The organism is Bianquea renquensis, assembly GCF_014384895.1.
Classification (GTDB): Bacteria; Bacillota; Clostridia; order Lachnospirales; family Bianqueaceae; genus Bianquea; species Bianquea renquensis.
Genome location: NZ_JACRSQ010000012.1, coordinates 67,553 through 82,372, shown reverse-complemented (window position 1 = coordinate 82,372; position 14,820 = coordinate 67,553). Strand labels below are relative to the sequence as shown.

At 49.9% G+C, this 14,820-nt stretch carries 12 protein-coding genes; 1 reads left to right on the top strand and 11 read right to left on the bottom strand.

The genetic code is table 11. The annotated features are described in order from the left end of the window. Positions 1-73: 73 nt before the first annotated feature. Together H8730_RS09465 and uidA are read right to left on the bottom strand one after the other, a co-directional pair. Entirely contained in the window at positions 74-1,516 is a 1,443-nt protein-coding gene (locus H8730_RS09465) for an MFS transporter (protein ID WP_177715629.1), read from the bottom strand. Positions 1,517-1,540: 24 nt separating this feature from the next. Further along, positions 1,541-3,343 carry a beta-glucuronidase gene (uidA, locus tag H8730_RS09460; protein WP_177715627.1) on the bottom strand — a complete coding sequence of 601 codons (1,803 nt, stop codon included), beginning with the start codon at positions 3,341-3,343 and terminating at the stop codon, positions 1,541-1,543. A gap of 170 nt (positions 3,344-3,513) precedes the next feature. Here uidA and H8730_RS09455 point away from each other — a divergent pair, with 170 nt between their 5' ends. After that, on the top strand, positions 3,514-4,731 hold the full coding sequence (locus H8730_RS09455; RefSeq protein ID WP_177715610.1) for an AraC family transcriptional regulator: 1,218 nt from the start codon (positions 3,514-3,516) through the stop codon (positions 4,729-4,731). 25 nt (positions 4,732-4,756) lie between these two features. On the opposite strand, the gene H8730_RS09450 is transcribed toward H8730_RS09455, so the two are convergent. The 9 genes from H8730_RS09450 to H8730_RS09410 form a co-directional block, all read right to left on the bottom strand. Continuing rightward, positions 4,757-6,334 carry a peptidylprolyl isomerase gene (locus H8730_RS09450; RefSeq protein WP_177715608.1) on the bottom strand — a complete coding sequence of 526 codons (1,578 nt, stop codon included), beginning with the start codon at positions 6,332-6,334 and terminating at the stop codon, positions 4,757-4,759. A gap of 139 nt (positions 6,335-6,473) precedes the next feature. Next, on the bottom strand, positions 6,474-7,490 hold the full coding sequence (locus tag H8730_RS09445) for a nucleoside recognition domain-containing protein (RefSeq protein ID WP_177715606.1): 1,017 nt from the start codon (positions 7,488-7,490) through the stop codon (positions 6,474-6,476). Between the two features lie 93 nt (positions 7,491-7,583). Beyond that, on the bottom strand, positions 7,584-8,132 hold the full coding sequence (locus H8730_RS09440; protein ID WP_177715604.1) for an ATPase: 549 nt from the start codon (positions 8,130-8,132) through the stop codon (positions 7,584-7,586). Continuing rightward, positions 8,110-8,613 (bottom strand): pantetheine-phosphate adenylyltransferase, encoded by a 504-nt coding sequence (coaD, locus tag H8730_RS09435; RefSeq protein WP_177715602.1) that lies wholly within the window; start codon positions 8,611-8,613, stop codon positions 8,110-8,112. Before coaD ends, H8730_RS09440 begins: the two co-directional genes overlap by 23 nt. A gap of 1 nt (position 8,614) precedes the next feature. Beyond that, positions 8,615-9,271 (bottom strand): 16S rRNA (guanine(966)-N(2))-methyltransferase RsmD, encoded by a 657-nt coding sequence (gene rsmD / locus H8730_RS09430; RefSeq protein WP_177715600.1) that lies wholly within the window; start codon positions 9,269-9,271, stop codon positions 8,615-8,617. Positions 9,272-9,488: 217 nt separating this feature from the next. Then, on the bottom strand, positions 9,489-10,394 hold the full coding sequence (locus H8730_RS09425; protein WP_177715598.1) for an LptM family lipoprotein: 906 nt from the start codon (positions 10,392-10,394) through the stop codon (positions 9,489-9,491). A 174-nt stretch (positions 10,395-10,568) separates the two neighbouring features. Next, a complete protein-coding gene (locus tag H8730_RS09420) occupies positions 10,569-10,811 on the bottom strand; it encodes an alpha/beta-type small acid-soluble spore protein (RefSeq protein ID WP_346726567.1) in 243 nt (80 codons plus the stop codon). A gap of 178 nt (positions 10,812-10,989) precedes the next feature. Beyond that, positions 10,990-13,047: an ATP-dependent DNA helicase RecG gene (gene recG, locus H8730_RS09415; protein WP_177715594.1), complete on the bottom strand. Its 2,058-nt coding sequence runs from the start codon at positions 13,045-13,047 to the stop codon at positions 10,990-10,992. An 85-nt stretch (positions 13,048-13,132) separates the two neighbouring features. Beyond that, the gene (locus H8730_RS09410) at positions 13,133-14,806 is read right to left on the bottom strand and encodes a DAK2 domain-containing protein (RefSeq protein WP_346726566.1); all 1,674 of its coding nucleotides are present in this window, start codon (positions 14,804-14,806) and stop codon (positions 13,133-13,135) included. Positions 14,807-14,820 lie beyond the last annotated feature (14 nt).

The window sequence follows — 14,820 nt, the reverse complement described above, 5'->3', positions numbered from 1 at the left end:
AGGGGGCCTTTAGATAAAAAATGTCTGGGACGGTTTCTGCCAAGCAGAGAACCGCTCCAGACGTTTTGGTTTTCTATGCTTCCTTTACATTCATCGCTTTCCTCTCCGCCAGCTGCTGTTGAACTTCCTCCATTTTCTTGTGATCCAACTTATAGAAGTGCATGGCGATGACCGTCGCAACATGGCCGATAATCGGTACGATGCAGAAACAGATCATGATCGAAGTATTAAAACTTCCGGCAACCGGTTCGTTGGGCGTTATGATGATGCTGCCAACGCCGGCGGCGGCCAGCGCGATTCCCTGAATGAGCGATGAAAAAGAGGAGATCATCTTATCAACAAATGAGAATAAGGTTCCCATCATGCTGGGGACAAAGCGCCCGCTCCGGAGATTTTCATAATCCGTGCAGTCTGCGATCATGGGGATGATGCTGGCATTTCCCACGCTGGCGACGCACTTCTGAATCAAATAGCAGATCAGAAAGAGCCAGGGCGCAGACGGATTGGGGCGCACCAAAAACATGACGGCCAACATAATCATAGATCCCCAGGTGCCTATGAGAAACGTCCGCTTAAGGCCCATTTTTCTTGCAATCATAACCCCGCCAAAGGATACCGCGATCAAAGGTATGATCTGTACCATGGAGAATGTCCCCTGCAAGCTGGAATTGAGCAAGAGATTGGCAAAGATATAGGTTGAAACCCCTGTCATCAGCAGCTGTCCCAGCTTATCCGTTGCCGCTGAGATGATCAGCATCTGAATCGGCCGGTTGTGGCACAGAATATCCAAATAATCCCGAAACCGAACTTTCTGGCTTCCGCTGGCATTGGCGTAGAATTCCGGCTGATCTTTCCTCCAGATTCCAATAATGGCTAGGATGGTGAAGACAAACGAAACCGCACAGATGATGATCACCGCTTCCTTCCACATGGCCGGATTGATCAGTCCCTTATCCGGCGCAAACGCGCCGGTGGAATACTTTCCAGCCAGAATAGAGGTTAAAAGCAGTGGAACTAAGGCGCTGATCAACGTGGTCAACACCCCATCGAACCCTGAAAAGATTGGTCTCTGTTTTGGATTGTTGGTCAGTACGGCTTGTCCTGCCTTGGTACAGATGGTTTGGCATGTGTATCCCAAAACATAGACAAAATAGAGTGCTGTGGTATACACGTACTTCGCTCCCGAGGACCAGTGGGTTGGCGTATTAAAAATAGCCAAAAGAGTGAGACAGATGACGATATTGCCCACGAGCATGAAGGGGCGAAAGCGGCCGAATCTTCCCTTTGTTTTATCCACAATGAATCCCATGATGGGGTCGGTGATTCCGTCGAATACGCGGGTAAAGGTTAGAATCAGACCAATGACCACCGCCACCAGGCCTAGAACGTTTTGGGTGAAGTAGGAATACTGCATCATCAAAAACAGTGCAAGATTCGTCGCGGCGTTATTTAATGAAAAAAGTCCAATTTGCCATATTTTCGCGTTATTATACTGCTGCGTACCTGATTTTTCCATTGTTAACACTCCTCCCCAAACAAATCAGTTTTTATACTCAAAATCTGGGATGGTATGCCAGCGCTGGCGAAAATAGTGCGCTGCCAACTTGGGCCGGCGATCTCTGGTGAACAGCCCCTTCTTGTTGCCTTCTACCCTGTTAATCCCCTGGGATGTGGCAAAATCTGCAAAATTCCACGCCTGTTCTCCGATAAAAAATGGCAGCTCGTCCAGGACTTCGTGGTTGGCTTTATAATAGTCCACCTGATATTCCTCCGTAAACATAACCGAAGTTGCAAGGCGAAGTCCCGCCACCGTATCGGCTCCATATTCTGTAAACATCACCGGTTTTCCAGTGGTTGCCCAATAGTCCATCTCGACTTTCAGTGCCTGCTTGGCCGCGTCTAAATCACCGCCGTACACATACCATCCATAGTAGCGGTTCAAGCAGATCACATCCATCATGAGGAGCGCCGGCTCATTTCCATACCGCCCCTGGAGGCCCACCAATGTCACAGGACGGTTCTGCGGGTCCTGTTCATGGGCCAACTCGTAGAGAGGCTTGTAATAGGAGACCGCACTTTCCGGGAAAGTGGCGGTATCGGATTCATTTCCGATGGACCACATAACCACGCAGGCATGATTCTTGTCCCGCTGGATTAAGTCCCGAATCACTTCGCGGTGATGCTCATGTGTCTGAATTCTGGCGAAGGTATCCACGGGCTCGCGCCCCTGTGCGCTTCCAAAATTGAGATTGACGCCCACAGCGGGCACCTCATCGATGACCACGATCCCTTCGCGGTCGCACAGGCGCATCATCTCCTCCGAATACGGGTAGTGACTGGTGCGGAAGGAATTGGCTCCCTGCCATTTCATCAAGGCGATATCTTTGATATTCAGAACATTGTCCAATCCCCGACCTCGAAACTCCGAATCCTCGTGTTTGCCATATCCTTTAAAATAGAAAGGACGGCCATTGATCAGGAATTGTGTTCCCTTCACCTCCACGGTCCGGATGCCAAAGGGTTCCTCGTATTCGTCATCTCCATACTGGACACGCAGTGTATAGAGGTAAGCGTCCAGGGGCTGCCACAGCCTCACACCGGGTACATTCAGCGCACCCTGCCTTCCTTCCGCCTCCGCGATACGATTTCCTCCTTCGTCCAGCAGTTCAACCCGGCAGGCAGAGGACTCCTCAGAAGTCTCAATATCATACTGGACAACCGCGTCGCCGCCCTCGACTGTGTATCGCAGGCGAATATCCTGAATATAGTCCTTCGGCGTCGAATACAGGAGCACCGGCCTCGCAATCCCCGCATAGTTAAAAAAGTCAAAGTTGGGATAATTTTGCTTTTTCCGCTGAACCCCTGGAATGTCCGGCAATGCACTGCCGAATATTCCACCAGGATTGTCGCTTCCTACCGGCAGGGTACTCAGATCAATGCGATTGTCCACGGATACTGTCAGAACATGGTTTTTTTCCATATCCTGAGGATCGATTTCTGCTTCGAAGGGCAAAAATCCACCCCGATGGCGGGCAATCAACTTCCCGTTCCAATAGACGGCCGCGTGATGTGTCACACTGCCAAACCGCAAAACTACCCGTTCCCTGCTCAAACTCTTCGGTATGCTCACATCCCGCTGATACAGCACAAGGCCATAGTGGTCCCGCAGCGCCTCGTCCTCTTTTTGGTCATTATACGATCCCGGCACCGCCATGGTATCATAGGAACCGTTCCACCGCAAAGTATCCTGTTCTGTCACTTCCAGCTGTCTCAGCGCTCGAAAACGCCATACACCGTCCAAACTGATGGCGGTGCGAGCATGATTCATGATGGGGTATAACATTCTAACAACTCCTTTTTTAGAACGAACCAAATTTATATTTGATTCTATCATATCAGCATTTTTCCCATTTCGTTAGAAGAATTCTCTTGAAAAAAGCAAAATTTTACGATAATCTATTATAGAATACTAAAACTAAATCCGACTCGCCAGATTCTTTGGAGGAAATTGTCATGATGACCGAATTAACCATCGCAAAAGATTATATAGAAACCTTAACCTCTGTCTCAGTGGATGTCTCTTCATCTCCCGCTGCTCTGCTACAACAGCTTTGTACCGTGCCTGTCATTGGATATATAGCGTCGGAAGCGGATATGAATCAGCTGCGCAATCAGCTACGCCGGCTGGAATCAGGATATATCTATGAATGGACGAATTTTTGTCAGATTCACTATATGCTCTTTCCCCTGACAGGACTTCAGGAATTTGTTGTGCTCGGCCCTTTTCTGCCGGAGGCCTTGACAGAACAAAGTATGCAGGCTTTGCTGGCAAAAAATCGTATCTCCAGTTCGTACATGTCCTATTTACCTCTCTACTGCAATACCATTCCCATCTGCTCTCCTCATATCATATTTCAGAGCGCCTCTGTGTTGTACCGGCATCTTGGACTGGGGCGCACCCCAGTTTTGCAGCTGTTGAGCTGGGAACCAACGTCAGAGTTTCATCTTGAAAAGAATCCAAAAATGCATCTTCTCGAAACGCGCTATGAATATGAAAACCGCATGTTAACTGCGATCCAAAATGGGGATGATACCAGTGCGGTCGAGGCTTTTAAGCCGCTGTCTCGAGATACCTCCCGTCTGATCCGCCAAAAAGAGCCGCTGCGGAATGCCAAAAACCTGTCCTTTGTACTCAATACCCTCTGCCGGAAAGCGGCGGAACAGGGCGGCGTCCATCCGGTACACATTGACATTCTCTCCGAGGAGTACGCGGTGCGCATTGAAAATGCTCCTACACAGGGCCGTGTAAAAGAATTACAGTTGGAAATCATCCTCGGGTATTGCCAACTGGTCCGCCGTTTCGGCCTTCGCCGCTATACCCCCACAATACGAACCATCATCGATTATATTCATATCCACCTCAGTGAATCGCTGACGCTCCCAGAAATCGCGGAACAAACAGGCCTGTCTCCCAATTATGTCTCGTCCTTATTCAAACAGCAGACCGGAAAATCCATCGTGAACTATATTCATGAGGTTCGCGCCCAAACCGCTGCCGGACTTCTCCGCCGAACTGCAATCCCCATTCAAGATATCGCCGGCTATGTGGGCTTTGACAACGTCAATTACTTCTCAAAAGTATTTAAATCCCTCTACCACTGCACCCCCACGGCGTACCGGGAGGGCGCACCTTCCGAGAGGGCTGAAAAAAACGCTATGCCATCGGATTAACCTCTTGCATAGCGTTTTCTCTTTCTCAATAGGGTTCTTCGCGGAGCTGCACTCCCAGCCATTTGGTCTTGACTTTATATTGATCCGCTACGCCCTCATAGAACGTATTGTAATCCGCTGTCCGCATGGCGTTCTCCACCTGCACCTGCCAATAGGGAGCACTGTCGCTGACATAGTACATGACATGATATCCATACTCCGTCTCTACGATACCCGTATCCCCCGGCTTGCGGCTCTGGTCAAAAATCCAATCATTAAAACTGTCCACCATATAGCCATTGTTCACGTCCTCATAGAGGCCGCCCTCCGCCGCATTTCCATCCTCGCTGAATTCCTTTGCCAACTCCGCAAAGCTCTCCTCTGTGGCGGCTCCTGCTTTCCACTGCTCCAAAATATCCTCCGCCTTGGCTTTCGCCTCATCCTTGACGTCTTGAGCCGCGCCCTCCTCCGCTTTGATCAGGATATGCCGGACGTTGACAGTCTTCTCCTCATAACGGTACTCAGGCTCTACAAGATAGACTACATAATAGCCCGTCTGACTCGCATTCTCCAAAACTGTCTTATCGCCGGCAACCCGGCCTTCCGCAAAGGCCCAGTTGGATACGTTGGCATCGACGGATGTAAGACTCGACTTCTTGGTCGCTGTGTGGAGGGTCGTCTCCGTAACTTCCGTCTCTTCTGCGGAATCATCGGACCCAGAATTGCTGGAGTCCTCCGCTGCCAGCGCCGCCGCTTTTTCCTTCGCCAATTCCAGCGCCGCCTGGGCGAAGCCTTCCTCATCTGTGGCTTTCGCCAAAAACGCCTCCGCCTCCGCCTTGGCTTCCTCTATGGTCTTGCCCTCTGTGGAATCCGTCGCCTCTACCTTGTTGAAGGCCTGATAGCGGATGTCCACCATGGCGAATTGATCTTTATTTTCCGCATAGTAGGATTCCAACTGCGCCTCGTCGTAGGACGGCTCTCCAATCTTTTCCGTCCTGTAGGCGTTGGCAAGGTATTCCCGCTCGACGATCTTCTTGAGGAGTTCGTAGTTCATTCCCTTTCCGTAGGTTTTGGCAACGTACTTGTCCAAAGACAGCTTCTCCGACTCTGCGTTCTCCTCGATCTGCTGGAGCAGCGAATCCACACTGGCCTGCTCATCCTCTGGCATGGTAAAACCAGCGGCCTTAGCTTCCTCCGACAGCACGACGATCTGGGTCAGCTGCTGGACCGCGCTCTGGCTGAAATAATCCGCATAGGTGGTGTTGTCCGAATATTTTTGGCTGGATAGGGGTTTCGTCAGGTCGATCCCCACATATTGCTCTCCAAAATAGGAGGCCATCGTCGTATAATAATTGGAAAATGCTGTCCTGTAATAATAGCTATATTCTGCGGAACTAATATTGACATCGCCGATCTTGACGGCTGAAATCACGCGCCGCGCAGTGGCAGTTCCAGTGAAAAACAAGCCACCTGCTACAATACAGACGAGGGCTATGCAAATCCCGGTTATCAAGTGCCGGCGCGTAGACGGCTTCAATTTCCGCTTCTCCCGTCTCTTCAGCTTTGCTTGCCTCTTGCGCGCCTCCGCTTTGCGCTTTTCAATCTTGGAATTCGTATCACTCATAGCTCTTCATCCTTTCAGTCAACGTTATCAAAATCGCACAATTTCCGCGCCGCATAGCGAACATTACGTGTTGATTCTCGGTTTTTCATTATATCACGATTTCTGTCAGATTGCAACCGCATTCCGCAGTTTGAAGATATTATCTGAGAAATAAAAGAGCCAACAGCATCGATAATCCCCCTGCAATCACCCCCTGTACCACTTTCGCCCCGAGGTAGGCTCCAAAGGAGACGGGGCCCTCTTTCAAAACAGCGGCTGTCTGCGCCTGAATGGAAAGTCCTCCAAAAGCCGTCAAAAAACCACAGGCAGCGGCCATGACAGGAAGAGCGGCGGATGTCCGGCTTACATACCGTACCCCGTTGGTCAGCTCGAGAATCCCATACAACATACTTTCCACCACATCCACCGGGAGCACAGGAAGAAGCCGGTGGATCAGCGCTGCCGGATACGCGGCTACTTGCCAGCCCTCCAGAAGCCGCAGAAGGACAGAAAATAAAATAATGAATCCGCCGATCTGTAGAATCAACTCCATACCGCTGTAGACACTGTCCCCTAGCATTTTGCCAAAGGGCTTTTCCAGGGGGGATATCGGGCGGCGTTTTCCTTCCCGCCGGCCGGCATCTCCTTTTTCGTAGACAAACCGGAATAGGATCCCATTGACGAGGGATGACAGAATGTGCGCCGCCAGAAGAACGTATCCCACCGTCACATTCTGTAGAAGGCCCACACCGATGGTGCCAAGAATGAAAAGAGGGCCCGAATTATTGCAAAAGCACAGAAGATGCTGAAATTGCCCTTTCGTCAGCTCCCCCTTATTCCAGAGCTCCATGGCGGCTTTCGCCCCCACCGGGTAGCCGGAAATACATCCTGAAAGCCATACGAAGGAAGCCTCCCCGGGCAAACCAAAAACTCGCCGCATAAACGGTTCAAAGATTCGCTGAAAAATCGGCAATACATCGAGTTCGATCAACAGCGAAATGCAAACAAAAAATGGAAACTGTGCGGGAAACACCGTGTTAAACCAGAGCAGCAGTCCCTCCCTCGCTCCCTCAAATACGGTCTGAGGGTATACTAGCAGTACAGTCAAAAAAAAGACGGCGCCAAGCCGGAGTATCCAAGTCCCCGCTGACGCCGTTCGAATGGAATCTCGCATCATCTTTTTCGCCTCGCCTCACGCTTCTATCTTAGATGTATGTGACAAAGGCGGCAAATATGCAATCTGCCAGACGATAACGTTCCGAAAGATCCATTACTTCCGATGAATGTTGAGCTCCTTGCGATTCTGCTGCAAAATCTTCATCTTCTGATCCATTATGGAATTGAACTCTTTGGATTTTTCCTCAATGGCCAGGGAAACCTCACGCAGGCGCTCTTCTGTGAAGGCGTTCAACTCTTTCAATTGGTCTTCAATCTGCATCAGAAGGTCGTCCGCATATTCTTTGGCGCCCATGCGCATATCCTTAGCGACCTTTTTAGCTGTCTCGATAATCTCTTCCGATTGCGCGTACGCCTTCTTGGTGACCTCATTCTCGTTGATCATCCGGCCGCGCTCTTCTTCCGCTTCCTTCAGCTTCAATTCTGCTTCCCGCTGCGCTTCAACGATGATCCGATTCTTCTCTTCCAGAACCCATTTGGACTGTTCGATCTCCGTCGGCAGTTTTAACCGTATATCGGTAATTAAATCGAAGAGTTCATCCCGGTCCACCATGGCCTTATCGCTAAATGGCACGGATTTCGCCTGCTCCAGAATTTCTTCGATATTCGCCAGTATTTCTTCAATTTCCATCTGCCGGTCCATCTTGATTCCTCCTAATATCATCGATAATTTTGATTGCGCTTTCCGGTACAAAGTGCTGTATACTACCGCCATGGCGCAGGATATCCTTGACGATGGTAGAGCTGATGAACGAATACTGAACATTCGTGCAGAGAAACAGCGTCTCCATCTCCGGATACAAATTTCGGTTCGCCTGCGCCATCTGCAACTCATATTCAAAATCTGAGACCGCGCGCAACCCCCGAAAGACCAGTTTGGCATCTTGCTCCCTCAGAAAATCCACCAGCAATCCGTGAAACGGAAGGATCTCCACATTGGCCAGGTGCCCAGTTCCAGCTGTCAAAATTCGGATTCGCTCGTCTAAGTTAAACATTGGATGCTTTGTGCTATTCACGAGAACTCCTACGATGAGCTTGTCCACTACCTCGGCTCCCCGCTCGATAATATCCAAATGCCCATTGGTCATGGGATCAAAACTTCCGGGATACACTCCAATACGCAACCTATTCCCCGCCTTCCGCTAACTCGAAAAAAGAAAATTTTGTTGTCCGATACCGCTTTTCCTTAACGCAGATCATGCCGTCCACCGCGATCTCCGTCTCAGAGGCGGACTCCACGACGGCAAAACCGGTCTCCGCCAAAAGTGAAAAATCTCGGATCGCGTCTAGGCATCGCGTCTCATGTCCCTGTCGGTAGGGCGGGTCCAAAAACACGATATCAAAGGTCTCCCCCCGCGCGGAGAGCTCACGCAGAGCAGAATAAACGTCACGTCCTATAAGCTCCGCCTGGTTTTGAAAATCCAAGGCTTTCAGATTTTGACGGATACAGGACAGCGCCTCCTCTTCCGACTCGATAAAGGCCGCGTACGCTGCACCCCTGGACAAGGCTTCGATTCCGATGGCGCCACTGCCCGCAAAGATGTCCAAAAACCGGCTGCCCGCAATGGAAAACTGAATGGAAGAGAACAGTGCTTCCTTCATACGGTCAGCCGTCGGCCGCGTGGCGTCGCTCTCCCTCGTCACGAGCTTGCGTCCCTTCGCTTTTCCGGCAATCACTCGCATCCAATCGCCCTTTCCACTCCACCAATTTAGTGGTCTACTTTCTATTTTATAGGAAAATCCACAAATGTCAAGGATTTCGCCGGATTTTTTCCCCGCCATATGGCAAGCTTCATAACTTCGTAATATATGTAAGTGACTGTTACATCCGCAACCAAAGCCATTGAAAACAAAGGATTTATCGCAATGTGTCTGCCTTATCCCTTTATACGATTTCATTTGTGTTTATGCTTCCCTTGCCGCTTCATTTTTTACGGGAAATTTCCAGATAAGAGATCACGACCGAAGACCCTTTAAGAGTTTCGGTCGTGATTGTTGCTTACGGATTTAATGTAATTGTTTCGTTTGCGAAATCATTGCCAGACCAGTCATCTTCATTGTATGCTCGGAAATTGAACTCAATCTCCTCAATTTCTGTAATACTGTTTTCTTCTAAAGTGGTATCAGACCAAGCCATAGAACTAAATGCGCATTTTCCTGCTGATACAGATGTCGCATAGAACGGGTCTGCCATGATTCCGTTTACAGAAGCCTCATCAACGCTAAACATCACATTGTTATCGGTTTTGTTAAGCAAGAACAGATTAACGGTATATCCCCAAATTTCATCATCTTCATAGCCTGTTACAGTGACAGTAACATATTCATTGTCGATGAGGATATTGTCAGAAGCCTGCGCTTCACGTACGAACTTAACCGCTTTATCTTCCCCATAAGGATAAATATGGATCGTTTCTTTTGCCACTGCATCTGCTTCCCAATCATTGCTATCGTAAACACGGAAAGTCAGTTCGATATCAGTATAATCGCCAACGCCATTTTCTTCAAGCTCATCGTCAGAGAAACTAATCTCTTCATTGGACTTTTTGCCTGCTGCAACTTCTGTTGCAAACACCGGATCGCATTGAACTCCATTGATTGCCGCACTCTCAACAGAAAACATGTATGTTTTATCTGTTGATTTGTTTTCAAGCTGTGCCTTTAAGGTGAATCCCCACATATTGTCAGGATCAATTTCGGTAATCTTAATCAAACACTCGGCATTGTCAACGGCGACAACCTCGGTAAACGATATTTCGTTCTTGTCTGTTTTTTCTTCATCCTTATTGCTTTCGCTTTGTGACGGATTTGTTCCATCATTTGTATCTGGCGTTGTTTCCCCGCCGCAAGCTGCAAGCGACAGTGTCAGCATAAGGGCGATAAGTAGAGATGCGAATCTTTTCATCTTGTGTTCCTCCTATCCTATATAAAAAGTGTGTGCAATCGAAGCCGCACACATATTATACCTCGTCTTTCTCTAAAATGAAAGGAGTTTTAAAAAAATTAACTCGTCGAGTAAAGGCAAAAAAAGGCATTGCTAGACTTTCGTCTTTGCAATGCCTCTCTCGTCAAATCGCAATTAGAACTGCTGTCCAGCTTTCTGAGTAGAATTCATGGTCGCGGTTCCCTGGCTAGCCATTTCCTGCTCAGCCTTTTCGATCATCTTCTTAACCATATAACCTCCAACGTATCCGTTCTGAGCGGAAGTCAGGTCTCCATTGTACCCCTGCTTCAGAGGTACACCAATCTCATTCGCTACCTCATACTTGAACTGATCAAGAGCCTGTCTGGCCTGAGGATATGCTTTCTTATTGTTAGACATGTTTCGTTCCTCCATTTCTTGCCCACATAAAGGGCAGCTCACAATTAAATTAAGAATCTTATAAAAGTCCGGAATCTTTTATAGGAAAGCCGCATTGGATCGGCTTCACTATTATAATGCCTCAATTCCTCCACATTATAAGTGTTAATTTTTTCGTACGCTTCTAATTTTTGGTTTTTTATAAGGAATTTTTTAACACGTCGCCATCAACAAACTGTTCAATCTTCTGTTTTAAGCGTAGATTCTCAGGGCGGCTTAACAGCGGATCCGCGGTTAATACCTCTTCCGCGGCCTGCTGCGCGATTTTAAGAATATCCAGATCCTTATACAAATCTGCCAGCTTAAAATCCGGCAAGCCGTGCTGGCGCAGTCCAAACACATCGCCTGTCCCCCGAAGGCGCAAGTCCTCTTCTGCAATATAAAACCCATCCTGGGAATCCACGAGAATTTTCATTCGTTTTCGCACGTTCGCTTGTTTGCTATCAGTTTTTAAAACGCAGTATGACTCGTGCTGCCCCCGTCCAACGCGCCCGCGCAGCTGGTGCAGCTGCGCCAACCCGAACCGCTCCGCATTTTCCACGATCATGAGTGTCGCGTTGGGCACGTTAACTCCCACCTCAACCACTGTCGTGGACACGAGGATTGGAATATCCCCCGATGCAAAGGCTTCCATCACCTCGTCTTTTTGCTCCGGCCTCATCTTGCCGTGCAATAGCCCTACTTTCAGATCAGGGAAGACCACATCCTGTAGGAAACTTTGGTATTCCACCGCTGATTTTAGCTCGGACTCTTCCGATTCTTCCACAGCGGGACAAATAATATACACCTGCCGGCCGGCTGTCACTTCTCTGCGGACAAACGAGTATACGCGCTCATCATACGTGTGGTCCACACAGAAGGTTTTCACAGGACTACGCCCTGGCGGCATTTCGTCCAGAATCGAAATGTCCATATCACCATATAGAATCATAGCTAGGGTGCGGGGAATGGGCGTCGCCGTCATAACCAGCACGTTGGGAGCCGCTGACTTATCCGCCAGAGCGACCCTCTGCCTCACGCCAAACCGATGTTGTTCATCGGTTATGACGATGCCGAGGCGCGCAAACTGAACCCCCTCCTGTATGAGCGCGTGGGTTCCAATGACCACATCGACCTCATGGGTCTGAATCTGTCCGTACACTTGCCGTTTTGTCTTTGCCGTCAGGGAGCCGGATAGAAGACACACCCGAATCCCGAAGGGTTCCAGCAGTCGAATGGCCTCCGCGAAATGCTGGCGGGCTAGAACCTCCGTCGGCGCCATCATAGCCCCCTGATAGCCATCCTTCGCCGCTGCATAAAGCCCCAGCATGGCGACAACTGTTTTCCCGGATCCTACATCCCCCTGAATCAACCGATTCATCGCCCGAGGCGAACACAGATCTTCCTGTATCTCGCTCCACACTCGCTTCTGTGCGTTGGTAAGGGGAAATCGCAGCTGTGCCAGAAATTCTGCATCCTTTCCCTCGGAGTCGATGATCTGTCCCTTTGTCTCGTCATCCAAAAGTTTTTTAATCTGCCGAAGCGCCATCTGCTGAATAAAAAATTCGTCAAAAATGAGTCTGCGCCTTGCCAGCCCTGCGGCTTCAAAGGTATCTGGAAAGTGGATTTTGGCGTAGGCAAATCCCAGCTGCGCCAGGTGATACCGCTGCAAGATCGCAGAGGGGAGATATTCTTCCAGCGCGTCGCCCGCCATCAGCAGCGCTTCCTTGACGGCCCCCCGTATCATCTTCTGCGTCAACGCTGTTGTCAAAGGGTAGATCGGCTCAATGGATGGCGTCTCACTCTGCTGGTCTGCCAACCGGTATTGGGGAGAGCTCATCTGGATTTGATTGTATTTTCGCTCCACCTTTCCATAAAAATAATACGTCTCACCGGCCTTGAGATTTTTTGCGATGAAGGGCTGATTAAACCAGACTGCCGAAAGAGCGCCGGTTTCATCTGCAATTCTGGCTTTACACACGGTGTACCGCCCTTTGCGAAAATTCTGAGGCGAGGACAGGACCCGAGCCCTGATCATCACATCCTCCCCCAGGGTGATTTGGGAGATGGAGAGGAGGTTCCGCTGATCCTCGTAATCTCGCGGAAAATAATTCAAAAGGTCCTCGATCGATGCGACACCCGCGTGATAAAAAGCCTCCGCTCTGCTGGGTCCGATTCCCTGAATCGCAACTAAAGGCTGTCTGAGTATCTCTTCCATTCCACCTCACTCCTCCCGAGTTTTATCGCCTACGGCGGCCTTTTCTATAGGAAAAAAGAGGGCTGCCTTCGCCCTCTCTCCGCCTTTACTCCGCCGAGATAATGTAGTAGTACAGCGGCTGCCCACCATATTGTACTTCCACATCCACCCCATCATAGCCGTCCGACACATACTTTGCTAACTCCTGAGCCTGACTTTCCTTGACATCCTCCCCATAATAGATGGTGACCAGTTCTGGCTCCTGCCCCATAATCCGATCCATGATCTTTTTGGACGTCTCATCCAGCTCTTTGCCGACCTCCTGTAGATCCCCGTCCATAAGGGCTAGAATGTCATCCTTTTTAATATCAAAGTCACCCATATGGGTGTCACGCACGGCATAGGTCACCTGACCTGTTGTAACCGTCTCCAGGCTCTGGGTCATCGCCTCAAAATTGGCATTGGCATCCTGATCCATCATATAATTCAGCATGGCCGTGATTCCCTGCGGGACGCTTTTGCTGGGCACCACGAGAAGCGTTTTCTCTTCCAAAAGCAGGGCCGCCTGCTGCGCAGCCAGGATAATATTCTTGTTGTTGGGCAGGATCAGGATCGTCTTGGCGTTGACCATGTCCACCGCATTCAAAATGTCCTCTGTGCTGGGATTCATCGTCTGGCCGCCTGGGATCACATAGTCCACCCCCAGCTGCCGGAATATCTCGTCCAGCCCATCCCCCAGAGACACGGCGATAAATCCGATCTCCTTGGCGGGTGCCTGTGGGCTTGACTTGGGAAGCGGCTCCTCCTTCTTGTGCTCAGGCTCCATGGACAGAGTATTCTGATGTTGCAGCCGCATGTTGTCGATTTTCATATTGCTCAGGTATCCATAGCTCAATCCCTTTTGAATCGCGAGTCCGGGATCGTTGGTGTGAACATGAATCTTGATAAGGTCTTCATCCGCCACAACCACAAGGGAATCCCCGATGCCGCTGAGATAGGCGCGGAACTCATCTTCCTTTGCCTCAGCATCTTTGACTCCATTGACGATAAATTCTGTACAATACCCGAAGGTGATGCTCTCCGTTGAGAAGACCGCCTGTGCAGATGAATTCCCATGTTCACCTTTGGTTCCATCTACAGTTGTCAGATTGCCAACCGTATCGTCCTCCGCCTTCAAAGCATCCAACATGCCATAATAGATATATAAAAGGCCCTGTCCTCCCGCATCCACGACTCCAGCTTCTTTCAGAACTGGAAGCATATCGGGCGTCTTCGCCAGCGTCTCACTGCCATATCGAAGTGCCTCCTCCAGAACTTCCACCACGTCCTCCGACCGCATGGCCAGTTCTAGCGCCTTGTCTGCAATCTCCCTGGCCACAGTCAGAATTGTACCTTCCTTTGGCTTCATGACAGCTTTGTACGCTGTCTCCACCCCAAGCTGCAATGCCGTTGACAGTGTGGCCGTGTCAATCTCCTGCACATCACGCAAACCTTTATAAAATCCCCGAAACAGTTGGGAAACGATAACGCCAGAGTTGCCTCTCGCCCCGCGCAGCGCGCCTGACGACAATGCCTTCGCCACGCCGGGAATATCGGCGCCCTCGGCATTTAAGACCTCGCGAGCTGCGGACATCATGGTTAAGGACATGTTCGTCCCTGTGTCGCCGTCTGGCACCGGAAAAACATTCAACTCATCCACCGAATGTTTATGCTCCTCCAAACGGTTGGCCCCCGCAATGATCATCTGACGAAACTTCGCTACCTGTATGCTTTTCAACACAACGTTCTCCTCCT

What these genes read in the sequence shown, in the direction of transcription:
- H8730_RS09465 (WP_177715629.1), bottom strand. Translation starts at nt 1,516, where the DNA reads ATGGAAAAATCAGGTACGCAGCAGTATAATAACGCGAAAATATGGCAA.
- uidA (WP_177715627.1), bottom strand. Translation starts at nt 3,343, where the DNA reads ATGTTATACCCCATCATGAATCATGCTCGCACCGCCATCAGTTTGGAC.
- H8730_RS09455 (WP_177715610.1), top strand. Translation starts at nt 3,514, where the DNA reads ATGATGACCGAATTAACCATCGCAAAAGATTATATAGAAACCTTAACC.
- H8730_RS09450 (WP_177715608.1), bottom strand. Translation starts at nt 6,334, where the DNA reads ATGAGTGATACGAATTCCAAGATTGAAAAGCGCAAAGCGGAGGCGCGC.
- H8730_RS09445 (WP_177715606.1), bottom strand. Translation starts at nt 7,490, where the DNA reads ATGATGCGAGATTCCATTCGAACGGCGTCAGCGGGGACTTGGATACTC.
- H8730_RS09440 (WP_177715604.1), bottom strand. Translation starts at nt 8,132, where the DNA reads ATGGACCGGCAGATGGAAATTGAAGAAATACTGGCGAATATCGAAGAA.
- rsmD (WP_177715600.1), bottom strand. Translation starts at nt 9,271, where the DNA reads ATGGCGGGGAAAAAATCCGGCGAAATCCTTGACATTTGTGGATTTTCC.
- H8730_RS09425 (WP_177715598.1), bottom strand. Translation starts at nt 10,394, where the DNA reads ATGAAAAGATTCGCATCTCTACTTATCGCCCTTATGCTGACACTGTCG.
- H8730_RS09420 (WP_346726567.1), bottom strand. Translation starts at nt 10,811, where the DNA reads ATGTCTAACAATAAGAAAGCATATCCTCAGGCCAGACAGGCTCTTGAT.
- recG (WP_177715594.1), bottom strand. Translation starts at nt 13,047, where the DNA reads ATGGAAGAGATACTCAGACAGCCTTTAGTTGCGATTCAGGGAATCGGA.